17 protein-coding genes are annotated in these 16,968 nt (G+C 69.7%); 7 read left to right on the top strand and 10 right to left on the bottom strand.

Going from position 1 to position 16,968, the window contains the following annotated elements:
• Nucleotides 1-40: 40 nt before the first annotated feature.
• Nucleotides 41-232 (top strand): hypothetical protein, encoded by a 192-nt coding sequence (locus ACIBX3_RS55380; protein ID WP_397128889.1) that lies wholly within the window; start codon nucleotides 41-43, stop codon nucleotides 230-232.
• Between the two features lie 24 nt (nucleotides 233-256).
• Here ACIBX3_RS55380 and ACIBX3_RS55375 read toward each other — a convergent pair whose 3' ends face one another.
• The 6 genes from ACIBX3_RS55375 to ACIBX3_RS55350 form a co-directional block, all read right to left on the bottom strand.
• Nucleotides 257-1,498, bottom strand: coding sequence for a VWA-like domain-containing protein (locus ACIBX3_RS55375; RefSeq protein ID WP_397128888.1), 1,242 nt, complete (start codon nucleotides 1,496-1,498; stop codon nucleotides 257-259).
• A complete protein-coding gene (locus ACIBX3_RS55370) occupies nucleotides 1,495-2,754 on the bottom strand; it encodes an AAA family ATPase (RefSeq protein ID WP_397128887.1) in 1,260 nt (419 codons plus the stop codon). The genes ACIBX3_RS55375 and ACIBX3_RS55370 overlap by 4 nt, the downstream gene beginning before the upstream one ends.
• Nucleotides 2,755-2,832: 78 nt before the next feature.
• Complete coding sequence (locus ACIBX3_RS55365; RefSeq protein ID WP_397128886.1) at nucleotides 2,833-4,218, bottom strand: hypothetical protein; 1,386 nt, start codon at nucleotides 4,216-4,218, stop codon at nucleotides 2,833-2,835.
• A 197-nt stretch (nucleotides 4,219-4,415) separates the two neighbouring features.
• Nucleotides 4,416-5,873 carry an MDR family MFS transporter gene (locus tag ACIBX3_RS55360; protein WP_397128885.1) on the bottom strand — a complete coding sequence of 486 codons (1,458 nt, stop codon included), beginning with the start codon at nucleotides 5,871-5,873 and terminating at the stop codon, nucleotides 4,416-4,418.
• A 235-nt stretch (nucleotides 5,874-6,108) separates the two neighbouring features.
• Nucleotides 6,109-7,503 (bottom strand): sensor histidine kinase, encoded by a 1,395-nt coding sequence (locus ACIBX3_RS55355; protein WP_397128970.1) that lies wholly within the window; start codon nucleotides 7,501-7,503, stop codon nucleotides 6,109-6,111.
• Between the two features lie 5 nt (nucleotides 7,504-7,508).
• Nucleotides 7,509-8,177 carry a response regulator transcription factor gene (locus tag ACIBX3_RS55350; RefSeq protein WP_397128883.1) on the bottom strand — a complete coding sequence of 223 codons (669 nt, stop codon included), beginning with the start codon at nucleotides 8,175-8,177 and terminating at the stop codon, nucleotides 7,509-7,511.
• 75 nt (nucleotides 8,178-8,252) lie between these two features.
• Here ACIBX3_RS55350 and ACIBX3_RS55345 point away from each other — a divergent pair, with 75 nt between their 5' ends.
• Together ACIBX3_RS55345 and ACIBX3_RS55340 are read left to right on the top strand one after the other, a co-directional pair.
• The gene (locus tag ACIBX3_RS55345) at nucleotides 8,253-10,418 is read left to right on the top strand and encodes an MMPL family transporter (protein WP_397128882.1); all 2,166 of its coding nucleotides are present in this window, start codon (nucleotides 8,253-8,255) and stop codon (nucleotides 10,416-10,418) included.
• 93 nt (nucleotides 10,419-10,511) lie between these two features.
• Nucleotides 10,512-10,745, top strand: a complete 234-nt coding sequence (locus ACIBX3_RS55340) for a hypothetical protein (RefSeq protein WP_397128881.1) — start codon at nucleotides 10,512-10,514, stop codon at nucleotides 10,743-10,745.
• 149 nt (nucleotides 10,746-10,894) lie between these two features.
• On the opposite strand, the gene ACIBX3_RS55335 is transcribed toward ACIBX3_RS55340, so the two are convergent.
• The 4 genes from ACIBX3_RS55335 to ACIBX3_RS55320 form a co-directional block, all read right to left on the bottom strand.
• Entirely contained in the window at nucleotides 10,895-11,380 is a 486-nt protein-coding gene (locus ACIBX3_RS55335; protein ID WP_397128880.1) for a chorismate mutase, read from the bottom strand.
• A 42-nt stretch (nucleotides 11,381-11,422) separates the two neighbouring features.
• On the bottom strand, nucleotides 11,423-12,124 hold the full coding sequence (locus tag ACIBX3_RS55330) for an HAD-IA family hydrolase (RefSeq protein ID WP_397128879.1): 702 nt from the start codon (nucleotides 12,122-12,124) through the stop codon (nucleotides 11,423-11,425).
• Between the two features lie 18 nt (nucleotides 12,125-12,142).
• Entirely contained in the window at nucleotides 12,143-13,213 is a 1,071-nt protein-coding gene (locus tag ACIBX3_RS55325; protein WP_397128878.1) for a zinc ribbon domain-containing protein, read from the bottom strand.
• 360 nt (nucleotides 13,214-13,573) lie between these two features.
• Nucleotides 13,574-13,867: a hypothetical protein gene (locus ACIBX3_RS55320; protein ID WP_397128877.1), complete on the bottom strand. Its 294-nt coding sequence runs from the start codon at nucleotides 13,865-13,867 to the stop codon at nucleotides 13,574-13,576.
• 417 nt (nucleotides 13,868-14,284) lie between these two features.
• Here ACIBX3_RS55320 and ACIBX3_RS55315 point away from each other — a divergent pair, with 417 nt between their 5' ends.
• From ACIBX3_RS55315 to ACIBX3_RS55300, 4 genes are all read left to right on the top strand, one after another.
• Nucleotides 14,285-15,454 (top strand): hypothetical protein, encoded by a 1,170-nt coding sequence (locus tag ACIBX3_RS55315; RefSeq protein WP_397128876.1) that lies wholly within the window; start codon nucleotides 14,285-14,287, stop codon nucleotides 15,452-15,454.
• Nucleotides 15,438-15,848, top strand: coding sequence for a hypothetical protein (locus tag ACIBX3_RS55310; RefSeq protein WP_397128875.1), 411 nt, complete (start codon nucleotides 15,438-15,440; stop codon nucleotides 15,846-15,848). Before ACIBX3_RS55315 ends, ACIBX3_RS55310 begins: the two co-directional genes overlap by 17 nt.
• A 107-nt stretch (nucleotides 15,849-15,955) precedes the next feature.
• The gene (locus tag ACIBX3_RS55305; protein ID WP_397128874.1) at nucleotides 15,956-16,291 is read left to right on the top strand and encodes a hypothetical protein; all 336 of its coding nucleotides are present in this window, start codon (nucleotides 15,956-15,958) and stop codon (nucleotides 16,289-16,291) included.
• Nucleotides 16,292-16,326: 35 nt separating this feature from the next.
• Nucleotides 16,327-16,923 (top strand): hypothetical protein, encoded by a 597-nt coding sequence (locus ACIBX3_RS55300; RefSeq protein ID WP_397128873.1) that lies wholly within the window; start codon nucleotides 16,327-16,329, stop codon nucleotides 16,921-16,923.
• Nucleotides 16,924-16,968: the final 45 nt, after the last annotated feature.

The following is a 16,968-nucleotide window of genomic DNA, read 5'->3' as shown; positions in this document are numbered from 1 at the left end:
CGCCCGCCTCGAAACCACCGTCGTGCCTGCCCTGGGACCGTTGGCATTTCCACGAAACTCAGAGCGGTTCGCGTTCTACGATGACCGGCTTCAGCGCATCGTGACGGCGCGCCGCGGCGTCGCCTTGATACTGGACGGCCTGTGTACCGAAGCCGCCCACCCACTTCCTGTCGGCCCGCTGACCCAGGAGCAGCTCAACCAGGTGCTCGGCGGCCTCACCAGCACGCCGTAACGGCTATGTCCGCCTGATGGCTGATCAGCCGATGTCGACCACCCGCGCCCATTCGGGCGGCGCGTCCGGCACGTAGTCGGGATTGTCCTCGTCCCACGACCGGGCCGCCCTCCTCCGTGCGAACAACCCCACCACTGTCCGGCACGATGGCCGCGCGTCCGGCCAGGGGGTCTGCCCGTCGGTCAGGATCACGATGACGTCTGGCCGCGTCCTTGCTCGCAGCGCCTTGGCGAAGCCCGTACGCAGGTCCGTCCCGCCACCGCCCACCAGCGCGATTCCCTCGGCGCGGCACAGCGGTTGCACGACGCGGGCCGCCGCATCGCACGACAGCACGCTGACCAGGTCGCGCCGGCCGCCCACGGCGCGGACGATCGCGGCTACCTCGAGAAGCGCGCTGCCCAGTTCGGCGTCGCTGACCGACCCGGACGTGTCGATGACCACGGAGACCCGAGGCGGCCTGCGCCGCAGGCTCGGCAGGATGACGCCGGGCAGGCAGACGGAGCGCCGCGACGGCCGGCCGTAGGTGTAGTCCTCACCCGCGCCGGGGCCGGACGCCGCCGAGCGGACCGCCGCGCCGAGCAGTTCCCGCCACGGCTGTGGCGGATGGAACGCCTCCTCCGCCCACCGCCGCCACCCCTTCGGGACGTCCCCGGGGCGGGCGGTGATGCCCTGCGCGACCCGGAATCGGACCGCGTCTCGTTCCTGCGCGCTGAGCCCGTTCGCACCTTCCGGCCCGAGGTCCCACTCCCGGTCCAGTCCGTCGGCGCCGCTGCCGCAGTCAAGCCAGACCAGCCCCTGCGTGTACGGCCCGAGCCGGAACTGGCGCAGGTAGTCCTCCATGAGCTCCCCCTCGGGCAGCCCCAGCGTCCTCGGCTCGACGGCGCCCTCGGGCCGGGACAGCCCGTCCCCGAACACGTCGTCGTTGATCTCGCAGTCCGCGGCGATGTTCATCCGCAGCCGGTCACCCCGCCCGGTCAGCCCCCGCTCCGACGCGACCCGGTCGCTCCGGCCGTGATGGTCACGCAGCAGGTGGGAGACCTCGTGCACCCACACCCCCGCCAGCTCCTCCACGGGGGTCCTGGCGACGAACGCCGGCGAGACGTAGCACCGCCAGTGCCGGTCCACGGCCATCGTCGGCACGAACCGCGACTCCACCGTGTGCAGCGCGAACAGCGCCGTCGCCAGGTAGGGCCGGACCCGGGCGGCGTGCAGCCGGGCGGCGAAGAGCTTCTCGAGGTCCAGTGTCCCCGCTACGCCGGGTGTCATCGGCTCGTCCCCGCGCCGGCCGCGACCCGCGCCGCGGCCTCGTCCGCCTGCCTGCTCAAGGACACCGCCCCGGCGAGCTGCTCGATCGACGCCGGGACGTCCCAATCCGCGCGGCGCAGCGCGGCGAGCGTGGACGCGGGTACGACCACCAGGTCCGGGGCCCCGGTCTCCAACGCCCGCACCAGTAGTGCCCACGCCGCGTCCCAGCGGGCCTTGTCCGGCCGCCTCCGGACCGCCTCGACCACGCCGTCGAGCACGGCCTGGCGCAGGTCGCCCCGCTCGGGCAGGTCGGCGGCCGACGGGTCGGCCAGCAGCGCCTCAGGGTCCGGGAGGTCCATCCGGTCCATGGCGGCCAGCAGCTCCAGCCCTGGACCGTCCCCTACCGTGCCCCGGACCAGCATGGACAGCACGTCCTTGGGCGTGTTCGCCGCGGTGGCGAAGGCCGTCAGACACAGCGCCATCTCCCAGCTGCGGGGCGACGGCCATGGACCGCCCCGGCGGGCTTCGTTGCTCGGCAGCCGATGCACAAGGGCGGGGCGGGCGGCGAGGAGCCCGCACACCGCGCGTCGGGCGAACGTTACAGCCTCTGACAGCCGCTCCGGGTCGAGCCGTGGCAGCGACGCCCGCGGCCAGGTCCCGCCGAGTCCGCGTACCACCACCTCGTGGTCATGCATCCACTGGAGATGAACGAACCGGTTCGCCAAGGGCGGACTCAGCTCCCAGCCGTCGGCCGCGGAGGACCGCGGATTGGCGGCCGCAACGATCCGGACGCCGGCCGGTAGCCGCAGGGCGCCGACCCGCCGTTCCAGCACGAGGCGGAGCAGAGCGGCCTGGACGGCCGGTGGCGCCGTGGACAACTCGTCCAGGAAGAGCAGCCCCCGGCCGGCCCGGGCCAGGCGCACGGCCCAGTCCGGCGGAGCCATCGGGACGCCCTGCGCCGCTGGGTCGTCACCGACCACGGGCAGGCCGGAGAAGTCGGACGGCTCGTGCACGCTGGCGATCACCGTGGTCAGCGGCAGGTCAAGGGCTGCGGCGAGCTGCTTCAGAGCCGCGGTCTTGCCGATCCCCGGCTCTCCCCACAGCAGCACCGGCAGGTCGGCCGCCACGGCCAGGGTCAGGGCCTCCAGCTGCGTGTCGACGCGGGGCTCTGTGGCGGTGTCGTGGAGCAGGGCGAGGAGGTCGGCGGCGACGTCCAGCCGGGAGTCGTGAGCCGGACCGGAAGACGCGCCGATGGTGGACGAAGAAGATGCGGGCATGCTGGATCACCTTTGAGGTCTGGTTGTGCCGGGACAGGAAAGTGGTGGGACAGTGCGAGGAGAATGAGGCTTGCCGCGTCAGCGGAAGGTCGCCTTGCGCGGGCGCGCCCGGTAGCCGCGGGAGCGGTGGCCTGGCCGGGGGGCCGGGCCCTGCCCGAGGCCGGTCAGGCCGGCCCGGAACAGCCCGTGGTCGATGCGCCGCTGCGCCGCCGTCTCCAATTCGTCCCGCAGGGCGCCCCTGGGCAGCGGCGCACCAGGTCCGAGGAGACCTTCGACGGCGGCCAGAGCGCCGGCGGTGTCGCCGTGGTCCAGGCGTGCGCGGACGTCGATGAGACACTCCGGGGCACGGTGGTCCTCGTCAATCACCTGCAGGCAGGGCAACGGGGTGCCGGTCAGCGCGGCCAGCAACCCTTCGCGGCGGATCTCGGCCGGGTCGTGGTCCAGCGGGACCAGCACCCCGTTCACGAGATCGATCCGGTGCTGGGCGCCACGGCACTCGACCAGGCGCGGACCGCCTTCCCCTTCAGGGCTCCGCGGTGTGCCGGGCGGCGAATGGCCCGGTACGAGCGCTGGTACGACGAGCGGGTGCAGCCGGTCGGCCTCGATCAGCCCGGCGCGAAGCAACGCCAGGTCGGGCAGCACCCACGTCGCCGCATCGGGCAACACCGGCAGCGCGGACGCGTCACCCCTCGAAGGAGCCGTCCTGATCTGGAGCGCCGGGAGTCCGGAGGTGTCCCCGTCCGCAGCCAGATCCACTACCAGTTGACGCCGCCCCCCGAGTCGCACGGCGACCGCACCATCGGTTCGCCCTTCCGCGCGGAGCAGCAGCCACGCCTCGGCCGCCCACCGGTCCACGGCGCAGCCACGTGCCAGCGGCACATCCAGGTTCGGAGCGGAACGTCCGTCGTCGGGTGGCCGGTCCGCCCCAGAACGGACCCGGAGCTCACCGACCCTGCGGACATCCCACAGATGGCGGTGCAGATCGAGGCGGAAGCGCCGATGAGGACGGGGATGCGGATGTCGACCGGCGCCGAATCGGGACCCGTCCCACAGAGCCAGGCTGATCCGCTGACCCGCATCCGCCCAGGCCGGCGGCGTCCGGGCCACGAGGTGCACCGTGTTGCCGCCGCCATGCCCCACCGGGTCGTACCGGGCTAGCGAGACGGTCAGGCCCGGACGCATCAGCCCGTCCGGCGCGATCCTCGGCATGTGCCAGCGCAGCAGGTCAGGAGCCAGATGGCGGAGATCGGCCCGGAGGTGGGCGGTGAACTCCTGGCCGTAGGCGTGAGCCGCGTGGCGCAGATTGAGATCGACGTCGACGTGTGCCGCAGCACACGCCCCCGCCCAATCTCCGTTGGCACGGCGGGCGGTCGCAGACTTGATCATGGGGGGCGGCACGGCGAACTCGCGCGCGTGCAGCCAGAGGGAAAGGCGGGAATCGCCGTTCGCAGTCGCGTGGTGCATCAGCACTCACCTTGTGCGAACAGGACCCCCAATCTTCTGAATGAGGTATTCATCTTGATCAGAGTACAACTTCGCCAGTGCATCCGCCACGCAGTTCCGCTGTGGCTGCGGATGCACTCGGAGCCACAGCTTGCCGGGCAGGCACTGCCCGGGAAGCTGTGGATCAGAGTGTCCACTCCACCGCAGTCACGCCGGTTTCATCGGTCGGCTTCCTCGAGCTCGGCGGCGCTGTCCGCTCGGGCCGGCAGGAGCAGAGCGGTGACGACCACGACCACGGACAGCACCGCGCCGATGATGAAGGCCAGCCGCATGCCCTCGAGGTTGGCGAGCTGCTCCGTGACCCCCGCGGATCTCAGGACATCGGCTCGCGCGCTCATCACGGTGATCACGAGCGCGGTGCCGAAGGCCGCGGCGACCTGCTGCAGCGTGCTCAGGATCGAGCTGCCGTGGGAGTAGAGATGCGGGGGAACCGCTCCGAGCCCAAGAGTGAACACCGGGGTGAAGGTCGCGGCCAGGCTCACCATCAGCAGCGCGTGCAGACCGAGGAGCTGCCAGAACGGCATGGTCATCGTGACCTGGGTGAAGCCGGCGAGCGCGAGCATGATCCCGATCGCGCCGGGGATGACCAGAACCCGGCCGCCGAACCGGTCGAACAGGCGGCCGACGGTCGGACCGAGCAGCCCCATCGCGAGGCCGCCCGGCATCACGAGGAGTCCGGTCTCCAGAGCGGTGAGCCCGCGGACGTTCTGGAGGTACAGCGGCAGCAAGATCATCGAGCCGAGCATCGCCATGAAGGACACCGACATCAGGATCAGCGCGACCGTGTACGTGCGGTGGCGGAAGGTACGCAGGTCCAACAGCGGCACGCCGCGCTTCTGCAACGACAGCTGGCGGACGACGAAGACGACGATGGCGAGCAGGCCGGCCGCCACGATCGCGGCCGCGACGCGGACGTCGCCGCCCTCGAACAGGCTGAGCCCGTAGACCAGGCCGCCGAAACCCGCGGCCGCGGTCATCACGCTCAACCAGTCGATGGTGCTGAACTGGGGCTCTCCCACGTTCTTGAGCTGCTTCAGGCCGCGCCATGTGATCAGGGCGGCGATGGGGAGCACCACGGCGAACAGCAGCCGCCAGGACCCGAATTGGAGGATCACACCCGAGACCGTCGGGCCCATCGCGGGCGCGACCGAGATGGCCAGGGTGACGTTGCCCATCACCCGGCCCCGGTCTTCCTCGGGCACCACCTGCATCAGCGTGGTCATCAGCAGCGGCATCATCACGGCCGTGCCGGACGCCTGGATGATGCGGGCGCCCAGCAGCACCTCGAACGACGGGGCGACAATGGCCAGCGCCGTGCCGAGCAGGAACAAACCCATCGCGGTGGAGTACGCGCTGCGGGTGGACACCCGCTGCAGGAACCATCCGGTGATCGGGATGACAGCGGCCATGGTCAGCATGAAGGCGGTCGAGAGCCACTGCGCGGTCTGCTCGGTGATGTGCAGCGCGCCCATCAGCCGCGGGATCGCGTTGATCATGATCGTCTCGTTGAGAATGACCACGAATGTGGCGAGCACCAGCAGCCGGATCACGGCCGGGGTGCGACCTGAAACGGCGGTCGCGGGTTTGGCGGGTGAGTCGAGCTGTGGGCTGGACACGGCACCTCGATCGGGTTTGTCGGACATGGCATGGTCATGGCTGGCGTCCCAGCCTTGGGTCTCAGAAGAAGTTGTCGTCATGCAAAGACTGACTTGCGCCACCGACAAAACTCATCGACCGTGCCCAACATTCCGGAAAGAGATGCGAAATGTCACCCGATTTTCACCGGCGGCGGACGATCTCCAGGTCGTGCACAGGAGCATGACCAGGGTACGTGCCACCCCACGCCGGTGGTCACCCGCGCGGCAGCCGCAGCTCGAACGCGGCGCCCGAGCTGGACGGCAGGGCGCGGGCGTGCCCATCGTGGGCGGCGGCGACAGCCGCGACGATGGCGAGCCCGAGGCCGGTTCCGGAGCGGCGGGTGGGGTCGGCGCGATAGAAGCGTTCGAAGGCCCGCGCTGCCTGCACAGTGCTCAGCCCGGGACCTTCGTCGCGCACCTCGACGACCGCGTCATCGCCCTCTACCCGGACGGTCACTGTCGCCGCCGTGCCCGCAGGGGTGTGCGTGCGTACGTTGGCCAGCAGGTTGTCCAGAGCCTGGCGCAGGCGCGTGCGGTCGCCCAGGACGAGGACGGGTTCGGCCGCTTGGAGGGTCAAAGAACGGCCGAGGTCCACGGCCGCGGAGGCGGCGACGGCCTCGGCGGCGAGATCTGCCAGGTCGACTGGCTTGCGTTCGAGCGGGCGCCGCTCGTCGAGGTCGGCCAGCAGGAGGAGCTCGTGAACGAGGACGCCCATGTGCTCGGCCTCGGCCTCGATCCTGGCCATGGTCTTGGCCAGGTCGCCAGGGCGGTTCGCGGCGCCGCGGCGGAACAGCTCCGCGTACCCCCGTATGGAGGCCACGGGCGTGCGCAGCTCATGCGAGGCGTCGGCGATGAAGCGGCGCAGCCGTTCCTCCGAGGCGGTGCGCTCGCGGAAGGCGGCCTCGATCTGGCCGAGCATCGCGTTCAGCGCCAGCCCGAGCCTGCCCGGCTCGGTGTGCGGCTCGGCCGGCTCGACCCGCTTGGTGAGATCGCCGCCGCCGATGGCCTGGGCGGTCTCGGCGATGTCGTCGAGGGGGCGCAGCGCATGACGGATCGCGCGGAAGGCGACGAGGGCGAGCACGCAGAGCGCGAGCAGGGTGATGGCCGCGAAGACGCCGGCCAGCCGCTTGGCGGTGGCGTCGTACTCGGCCGTGCGGATGCCGCTGACCAGGATCCGGCCGTCGGGGAGCCAGGAGTAGCGCAGCCACCACTGGTCCTCGCTCGCGAAAGGGCCGCCCAGGTCGGGAGCGGCGTCCTCGCGTACGTAGACGACCCCGTACGGGTCGGCGGCGGTCGGGCGGCGCGGCGAGGTGCCGCCGGCGTGCACGTCAGCGGGGAGAACGGTCCGGATCACGTTGCCGCGGGCGTCCCATACCTGGAGGAAGGACGGGCTCGCCGCGGCGGAGAACAACCGGGCCGTCTCCCCATCCGGCCAGCGGCCCTCGGCGAGGAGCGGAGTGACGGCCGCGGCGAAGCGGTCGAGTTGGCCGCGGGCGCGTTGCGCGCCGGCATCTCTGGTGATGCCCCAGGTCACCAGCGGCACCCCCACGAGCCCTGTCACCAACAGGGCGAGCACGGCGAGGGTCAGGCGTGCCCGCAGCGACCGCATGCGGATCACGGCCGCGGCAGACGCAGCACGTAGCCGACGCGGGGGACGGTGTGGATGAGCGGCGGGTCGCTGATCTTCCTGCGCAGGTAGCTCACGTACGTGTGGACGAGGCCCTCGCTGCCCCCGTCCCCGGACTCCCAGACATGGTCGAGGATCTGCTGTTTGGTGAGCACGCGCCCCGCGTTGGCCAGCAGGTAGCGCAGCAACGTGTACTCCTTCAGGCTCAGCTCGATCAGCCGTCCGTCGCGGCGGACCTCGCGGGAGCCGTCGTCGATCTTCAGGTCGGCGTAGGAGAGCCGGTCGGCGGGCATGGTGCGGCGCAGGACGACGTGGGTCCGCGCGATCAGCTCCTCCAGGCTGAACGGCTTGGTCAGGTAGTCGTCCCCGCCCGACCGGAGACCGGCGATCTTGTCCTCGGTACGGCCCATCGCGGTCAGGAAGATGATCGGGAACCGATGCCCCAGCCGCCGCAGCCGCCGGCAGGTCTCCAGCCCGGAGCCGTCGGGCAACCTGATGTCCAGGACGAGCAGGTCCGGCGCGTGTCCGGTCACCCGGGCGATCGCCTCGCTCCCCGATCCCGCGGCCTCCGCTTCGAAGCCCTCGTAACGCATGGCCATGACCACGAGGTCGGCGAGATGGGGGTCGTCATCCACGACCAGGATGCGAGCGCTCACATGGCCAGTCTGCCGTGGAGTTCTTAAGAATTCCTGTCACAGAGGTACTGAAGGACGCGCTGCTGCACTGGGCGTATGACTCATCAAGGTGACCGGTTCACCGCGCGGCTCGGACGGTTCGTGCTGCGGCACAAGCTGGTGGTGGTGCTGGCCTGGCTGGCCGTCGCGGTGGCGGGGGCGTTCGCGACCGTCGCTGTGGACGAGCGGCTGACGGAGGACTTCGCCCAGCCCGGGCAGCCCGGGTACGAGGCCAACCAGGCCATTCACCGGCTCTACGGGACCGGCGGTGACGATCCGCCCCTTGTCGTCGTCGTCACGTTGCCGCCGGGCAGCACGGCGGCCCAACAGCGCGCGGAGATCGGCAGACTGTTCTCGGCCGCCGCCTCGGCCATGGACGTGCGCGTCGTGTCGTACGCCGACACGGCAGACCCGCGGTTCGTCGGCGACGGCGGGCGGACCACGTACGGGCTGGTGTTCACCGAACCCACCCGCGGCATGAACGCCGACCTCAGCGTGCCGCTCAAGAAGGCGTTGCAACCGGCGTTGATGCGGGGCGCGACGCTGCGCGTCACCGGTATGGAGGCCCTGGCCGATGCCGAGGCGAAGGGCCTCGACGTGCTCGCGGAGACGCTCATCGGCGGGCTGGGGGCGCTGATCGTGCTCGGATTCGTGTTCGGCTCGGTGCTCGCGCTGGTGCCCATCCTGGTGGCGGCCGTGTCGATCCCCGTCACTTTCCTGGCGGTATACGGTCTGACCGCCGTGACGGACGTGCACACGATCGTGCAGTTCATCGTCTCCCTTGTAGGGCTGGGCGTGGCCATCGACTACTCGCTGCTGCTCATCACCCGCTGGCGGGAGGAGCGCGCGCTCGGGTACGAGGGCGAGGCGGCCGTCGAGCGCGCCATGGCGACGGCGGGCCGCTCCGTGGTGGTCAGCGGGGCCACCGTGGGCATCGGCCTGCTGGCCATGGTGGTCATCCCGGTGCCGTTCCTGCGCAGTGTCGGGTACGGCGGCATCCTCGTGCCGCTCGTCAGCGTGCTCGCCGTACTGACTCTGCTGCCGGTCCTGCTGGCCAAGGGCGGGCCGCGGCTGGACTGGCCACGCCGCCGCCTCCCCGCCGGACCCGGCCGGTGGTCGGCCTGGGCACGGGGCGTGGTCCGGTTCCGCTGGGCCGGGCTGGTCGCGTCCGGCGCGCTGCTCGCGGCGCTCGGCTGCGCGGCGTTCTCGCTTCAGCTCGGCCAGCCGGTAAGCGACTCCCTGCCCCGTAGCGGCCCCGCCTACGAAGGGCTGTCCGAGCTGCGGCGGGCGGGCATTCCCTCTGGGGTGCTCACCCCGCTCGACGTGATCCTTCCCCACGGCGCCGATCCCGCCGCGGAGGCGGCGCGCCTGGCAGAGCTGCCCGGCGTGCGCACGGCGGTGGCCCCGCAGGGCTGGCGGAGCGGCGGAACGTCGCTGATCACCGTCATCCCCACGGACGAGACGGGCACGGAGGCGGGCCGGGCCACGATCGCCCGGGTCCGCGCGGCCGTGCCCGCAGGTGCCCAGGTCTCGGGCGAGGGTCCGCAGAGCCTCGACTTCGTGTCCGCGGTCTACGGTGGCTTCCCCGCCATGCTCGCGCTCATCGCCGTCCTGACGTTCCTGCTGCTCGTACGAGCTTTCCGCTCGCTGCTGCTGGCGGTCAAGGCCATCGTGCTCAACTTGCTCTCCCTCGGTGCCACCCTGGGCGCGGTGGTGCTGGTCTGGCAGTACGGCTACGGCTCCGAGCCGATCTGGGGGCTGGCCGGTACGGGCTCCATCGCCGAGTTCATCCCGGCCATGATCTTCGCGTTCCTGTATGGCCTGTCGATGGACTACGAGGTGTTCATCCTGGCCAGGATGCGGGAGGCGTACGACCGGACCGGCTCCACCGTCGAGGCGGTCGTCGAGGGCCTGGGGCGGACCGGACGGCTTGTCACCAGCGCGGCGCTGATTCTGTTCCTGGCGTTCGGGTCGCTGGCGGCGGCCCCGCAGCCGGAGATCAAGATGTTCGCGACGGGGCTCGGGCTGGGCGTGCTCCTGGACGCGACCGTGATCAGGGCGCTGCTGCTGCCGGCGTTCGTCGCAGTGATGGGCCGATGGAACTGGTGGCTGCCCGGCTGGCTGGCCCTGCTCGTACGGGTGCCCGCCGGTCGAAGGCCGGACGTTCCAGTCCCGGTTCGTAGGCCTGGACCGCGGGCCGAGGTTGACCGGATCTCCGAGTAGGCCGGGGCGCGGCAGGCGGGAGCCACCTGTTGGCAAGATCCAGGTGTGAAGATGTGAAGGTCGTACCCGCTGTAGGAAAAGAGAATCCTCGGCATGGCCGTCATCCACCACACCGCCCTCAAGCCGACCAAGCTGGAACTGCTCACTTCCTGGCTGCCCTCCCGGCCGTGGCACCTCGGCGGCGCGGCCGAACCAGAATTGGCCGAGGCCGGCGGCTCTCTCCTTCCACCGGGAGCGACCGGCCACGTCGCCGGCTCCTGGCGCATGCCGGATGGCACCCGCGCGCGGGGGCTGTTCGTTGTCTTGCACACCGGGCCTCGTGCCTAGATCTCAGCGAGGGGCGAGCCCGTGGACGGAGTTCGAAAGCCTTCAGCGCGCAGGTCACGCGGACTGGTCTCGTCCAGGTCTGTCTGCCGGAGTTCGTGACCGTTCGCTCGGGTGGCTCCCGAGGTGGCTCCCATCGTCTGAGTCGATGGCTAATCTTCGTGAGCCGCCGACATGCTGTCGGCGATCAACTCGTGATGGCGAACCACCTCTTCAATGATGAAACCCAAAAATCTTTCCGCGAAAACCGGGTCAAGTTTCGACTCCTCCGCGAGTTTGCGCAACCGCCGTATCTGCTGCGTCTCGCGCTCGGGATCCGCCGGCGGCAGCCGGTATTCCGCTTTGAGGCGGCCGACTTCCTTGGTGCACTTGAATCGTTCTGCAAGAAGGTGGACCAGGGCGGCATCGAGGTTATCAATGCTGCCGCGGAGCCGCTGGAGCTCTTTTCGGGCGAACGTGTCCGGAAGAGACAGATCTTCGGCTGCGGCTTCACCGGATTCCCGGGTCCGCCCATGGATGTTTTCCATAAAATATTCCCATTTCATTCCGTCGCAACTTTGAAGGAGCGATCTTACCATCGTTTCATTAAGCGATACGTAGCTCCTGCGCTTGCCGTCGTGAGGGAGCAGGCGGGACACTTCCTGGAGAGTGGTCGGGCACCTAGACCTTGAACCCGGAAGCTACGAATAAAGATCCCTTTCTGGCCGTTCCAGATCGTTCAATGCACTGCAACCATCGAGGCTGTGATCACGTCTTGCGTCGCTGATCGCCTCCAGGAGATATGGAGTTGCTTCCTCAAGTGATGGGAAGCAGGCATCCGCATTGGACAGGTCGTCAGGTGCGTGCGTCGTAGTTACAGCGATCACTGTGCATCCCGCTGCCTTCCCTGCCGTGATTCCATGGGGCGCATCCTCGATCACAATGCAGTCGGCAGGATCGACCAAGAGAAGTTCGGCCGCCTTGAGATAGCCCTCTGGGTGCGGCTTTGATTGTTCAACGTCCTCCCCAAAGACTTGCACGCTGGGCAGCGGAAGCGAGGCAAGCCGGAAGCGCCGGTGAACGGGGGCTCGACTGCCTGAAGTAACCAATGCCCAAGGACGTCTGTCCAGCCTGCCCAGCAGGCTCGAAGCCCCAGGCGCTGCGGGGAAGGCATCGCCTTCCCTGGCCATCAGCTCGTTCAACACCTTCCGCTCGGCGACGGGATCGAGGCCAGGGGCGACGTCGCGGACGGTGTCTTCAGGCCGGCGGGCGTGGGTGAGGTTCCACACCAGGTCTCTATCCAGTCCGCGCATGTCCGACCAGGCATCCCAGATTCGTCGGTGCGTTGCGCTGGAGTCGAGTAACACCCCATCGACATCGAACAGCAGTGCCTTGATCGCCATGGATCAGAGCGTCTCTGATCAGTTTAGCGATCCCATGTCAGGCGTAGCGCCTGGCGTGGGTGGTGCCCACCGTGGCGGGGTGGCGTGAGCGTGCAGGTGGAAACCCGCGCCTAACGCCGCCCCGCGTGGCCGGTGCCGTTTGGTGGGTGTGCTGATCGTCGTCACGCCCTGGTTCCGGTGGGCGGCGCGGGGCAGCCCGGTCCGGCCCGTGTGAGCGTGTCCCTCCGGACGCTGGCCCGCCCGGCGTGTGGGCCGGGTGGGGGAGGGTGCCCTGCGTCGCCTGGGCGCGGGGCGTGGAGTGCGGCGCCGGGTGGGTCCGGTCTTCGACCGATCCGTCCGGCGGGTCTTCGGGGTGGGCGGGGTGATGACCGCCCGGGCTTCAAGCTGGTCCACGACAGAGCCGATCGCCATGGCGCCGCTGGCCCGGTCGGTGACGGTCGTGGCCTGGTGGGTCAGGCCGCGGGCGGCGATCCGGCGCCAGGCGCCCTGGTCACGATCGCCCTGCCAGCCACAGCCCGGGCACCAGGCCCACTTCCAGCCCGCGACCGTGGGCCTGTCCGGCGCCTTGCGGTGCCGCAGCACGCTCAGGCAGTGCGGGCAATGCTTGGAGGTGTTGCGCGCCGGGACGGCCACCACCGCGATGCCGCTCTCGGCGGCCAGGTGCCGGATGTGGCCGGCGATCTTGCCGCGTACCTGCTGCGACAGGCGGGTGTTCAGGGTGCGGCCCATCCCGCGCGCTTCCAGCGAGCGCAAATCTTCCATGTAGACGACCGTCGCTTTGGCGGCGATGGCCTGATCGACCACCCAGCGGGCGGCCGCCCACGCCAGCGCGTCGTTGAGGTGGGAGCGGCGTGCCGACAGGCGGCGGGATTCTTCGGCCAGCCGTGCTTGCTTGGCCTCCAGGGCCGGATGGGGTGCACACCCGTCGAGCAGGCGCTGGTAGCGGCCGGTCTTGGCGTGCAGATGCTCGCCAAGTCTGCGGAGGCGGTGTTGTTTGGCCAGCACTCCGGCGGCGCGGAACTGGGCGCCGGCGCCGAGGGCGGTGATCCGGCCGTCTTCATGCAGGCGAACTGCTCCGGCCGACAGCATGGTGTTCAGGCCTCAGTCCACGCCGAGCTGGACGCCTACGCCGGTGGCCACCACCTGGATCAACGGCCAAACGGGCGCGCCCTTGCTTGGTCCCACCATTCCCGGGGCTATCCCACTGCCTCACTACCCGGCGGCATGGACCCAGGCCCCCCACTTCTATTGGAACGGTTCCACCCTGCAACACATCCCGTAGCCCGCCCGGGAGGGATTGAGCGTCCGGCCGCTGTTGCGGTTTCTCCCGCCCACAGTCTTCGGCTGGTCGGACCTTGGTCCCCGGGGGGGTCGGGCATGGGTGTCACCCAGTTGTACGCGCCCATGGTGTCCACGGCGGAGCGTCATGTGCGAGGCCAGTCGCATGGGCTATGTGCCAGTGACCAACTGCCGAACGTCACGCGAGCAAGCGGCGATCATGGCACCACCGAGCACGATCACGGCGCAGCCTCCGAGGACGACCCGCACGCCGATCAGCTCGGCGGCCGGGCCGGCGACTGCGTACGCGACGGGCACCAGCAGAGTGGCGATCAGGGCGTTCATGGCCACGATGCGGCTGAGTTGCTCGGTGGGGATGGCCTTCTGGAGGTAGGAGGTCCAGGCAATCAACTGGAGTGTTCCGCCCGCCCCGGTCAGGGCACCTGCGCTGGCGAGCGCGTTCACCTACCAGGAGCTGGAAGACATCCGCGCCCAGGCGGCCGCGGTCTTCAACACCGCCTTGGTGCGCATCCGCGCCAATCGGGAGCATCTGCGCCGCTGGTATGCGGGTGAGTTCGAGCTCGGCAGCAGCTCACACCCCGGTACACACCAGAGGGACATCAGCGCGCCAAGAGGCTCATCGCCTCCTACGCCGCGGCTGGGCGCCCACTTCCCGGCTACATCTTCTACGGCCGGCCCACACCCGCCTACCGCTATCTGGCGGGCCTGGCCCAGGCCGCTGCCGGCCAGGTCAGAAACGCGCTCGCCAAAGCGCAACGAGGTGGCGCAGACTTCACGCTCACCCTGGGCACGCCCCTGGACATCGCTGTCCAGGCACGCGTTCACGCGCGCCCCTGGCGAGCCGCCATCGACTACTACGACGTGCACAATCTTGTCCGGCGGCTGGCGACTGCCGCGATGATCGTGATCTTCTATCTCAGCGGGATGCGGATCGCCGAATGTCTCGAGCTCCAGGTCGGCTGCTGTCCCGATCCCGGCGACAGCGGCAGCGGCCCCATCCGCTACAAGATCTACGGCAACACCTTCAAAGGCGCCCGTGACGCAGGCGGCCAGACCATCCCCGGTGGCACGCCCCGCGCTCTGCCGTGGGCGGTGATCCCCCCGGTCGTGTCCGCCATCCGCATTTTGGAGCGCCTGGCGGAAGGACGCTGGTTGTTCCCGGCCAGGACCGCATGGCATCCCGGCCGGAGCGAACGCAGGTTCCGTACCGGAGGCTTGCTCACCGCGCGCGAAGCCAATGTGCGCATCGCCGATTTCATCTCCGGGGTCAATCAGCTGGGCGACGACCTCGATCTGGCAGCCGAACGCGTCCCGGACGACCCCGACGGCAACATCGTGGTGGGCCGGTTCCGTCGCACGATCGCCTGGCACATCGCTCGCCTGCCCGCCGGCCGCATCGCGCTGGCCACCCAATACGGGCACCTGCGCGCCTCCGGCATCACCGACGGCTACAGCAGCCGAGCCCGTCAGGGACTGCGCCGAGTGCTGGACATCGAGACCGTCCGGGCCATGGCCGACTATCTGGACGGCCTGGCCGAACGCCTCGCCGGCGGTGAAGGAGTCTCGGGGCCTGCCGCCCACCGGATGATCAAAGCAGCCCGAGACGCCTCCGTCCGCTTCGAGAGCATGTTCCTGACGCCCAAGCAAGCCGAGGCGCTCCTGGATGAGCCGCAGTTCCACGTCTACGACAACCCTGAAGCGTTCCTGACGTGCAATAACGACCCGTCCAAGGCGTTGTGCCATCCCGAGCGGGCCGGCCGGGCCAAGCGGAACCTGCCACCGTCCATCGACCGGTGCGACCCGGCCTGCGCCAACATCGCCCGCACTGACACTCATGTCGCCGCCCTGCAGCAGGAGATCGCGCGCCTGGAGGCGGAGATCGCCGACCGGCTCACGCCCACCCCGCTGCGCGAACGTCTCAAGCAGCGGGTCGGCGCGCTGAACGCGATCGTGGACCGGCACCAGCAGATGCGGATCGTGACGGTCTCGCGGGAGGACACCAGGAAGGGCGCGCGTGAGCCAGACAGATGAGCACGAGCGAGCCGCCATCGCCGCGGCGATGAACCGGCTGCTGGCCGGTACCCCGTTGCGCTCGTCCGGCAACCTCGACATCGTCACCCTGGCGGCCGAGGCCGGGCTGAAACGCAACAAGCTCACCCAGAAGCACACCGACCTCAAGGACCAGTTCTATGCCCAGGCCAAGGCACACGGGGGCGTCCCCGACCGGGAGCGCAAGCTCCGTATCCAGATCACCAGCTTGAACGACAGGATCGCCGCGTTGCGTGCCGAACGAGACGGCTACCGTGCTGCCAGTGATGTCTTCGCCCGCGCCCTGCACGTCCTCACGGTGGAGAACGACAACCTGCGCAAGGAACTCGACAAGAGCCAATCCTCCGCCGTCAGACCGCTGCGACCACCTCGCTGAGCAGTTCCGACCCTTCCATCGAGACAAGATCAGCGACATCTGGCGTCCCGCCACCGGCTCAAGCGGAGGGGGAAGCCGGCCCTCTGCCGTCGCCGCGCAGGGTCGCGGTGAACACCTCGCTGGACAGTGCCTGTCTCACGACGTCGATCGAGCTCCTGCACACCGAGACCTGGCTCACCCACCGCCTTGCCGATCTCGACGGCCACGCACACGAGCCGCTCCTGCGCCGCTTCGCCACCTGGCACCTCCTGCCCACCCTGCGCGCTCGCGCCGCCCGCCAGCCCCTCCCCGCCAGCGCCCGCCGGTTCGCCGGCGAACAGTTCACCTACGCCCAGGCTTTCCTAGCCTGGCTCGACGAGCATGACCTTGATCTACGACAGTGCGGCCAGGCTGACCTGGACTCCTGGCACGCCACTCACCCAAGTCCCATAGCGCCGCACTGAAAGCCTTCCTGACCTGGGCCATCGCCAACCGCCACATGCGCCGTCTCGACCTGCCCGTCCCGCCGCACGGCAACTCTGCGCCGTTGAGCCAGCGCCGCCGCCTGGAGCTGATCCGCCGGGCCGCCACCGATGATCAGATTCCGCTACGTGTCCGGGTCACCGCATGCCTGGTATTCCTCTATGCCCAGCCCATCACACGCATCATGCGCCTGACCCTCGACGACATCAGCATCACCGACACCGAAGTGCGGCTCCGACTCGGCAACCCGCCCAGCCCGGTTCCCGAGCCCTTCGCCACCCTGCTTCTCCAACTCGCCGAGGCCCGGACGAACATGAACACCGCAGCCAACCCCGACGCCCGCTGGCTCTTCCCCGGTCAGAGTGTCCGAGAACCCCTCAACGCAGCCACCATTCGAGAGCAACTCCGGTTACTCGGCTTCTCCAGCGGCGCCGCCCGGGAAGCCGCCCTGCGCCAACTCGTGCTCCAAGCCCCAGCTCCAGTCGTCGCGAAGATGCTCGGCTACACCCCTCAAGCCACCACGCGCCACGCCGCAGCTGCCGGAAGCCCTTGGAGCCGTTACGGGGACTGTACGGTCTTCGGTGTAACTCCTGATCAAGGAGAACGCACCTGATGAGTACTGTGATCCAGGCATCGACGGAGATCGACCTGGAGGACG

Origin of the sequence: Nonomuraea sp. NPDC049480, assembly GCF_044465905.1 — a bacterium.
Lineage (GTDB): Bacteria > Actinomycetota > Actinomycetes > Streptosporangiales > Streptosporangiaceae > Nonomuraea.
Note: the sequence above shows the minus strand (reverse complement) of the source record. Positions and strands in the feature narration are given on the sequence as shown.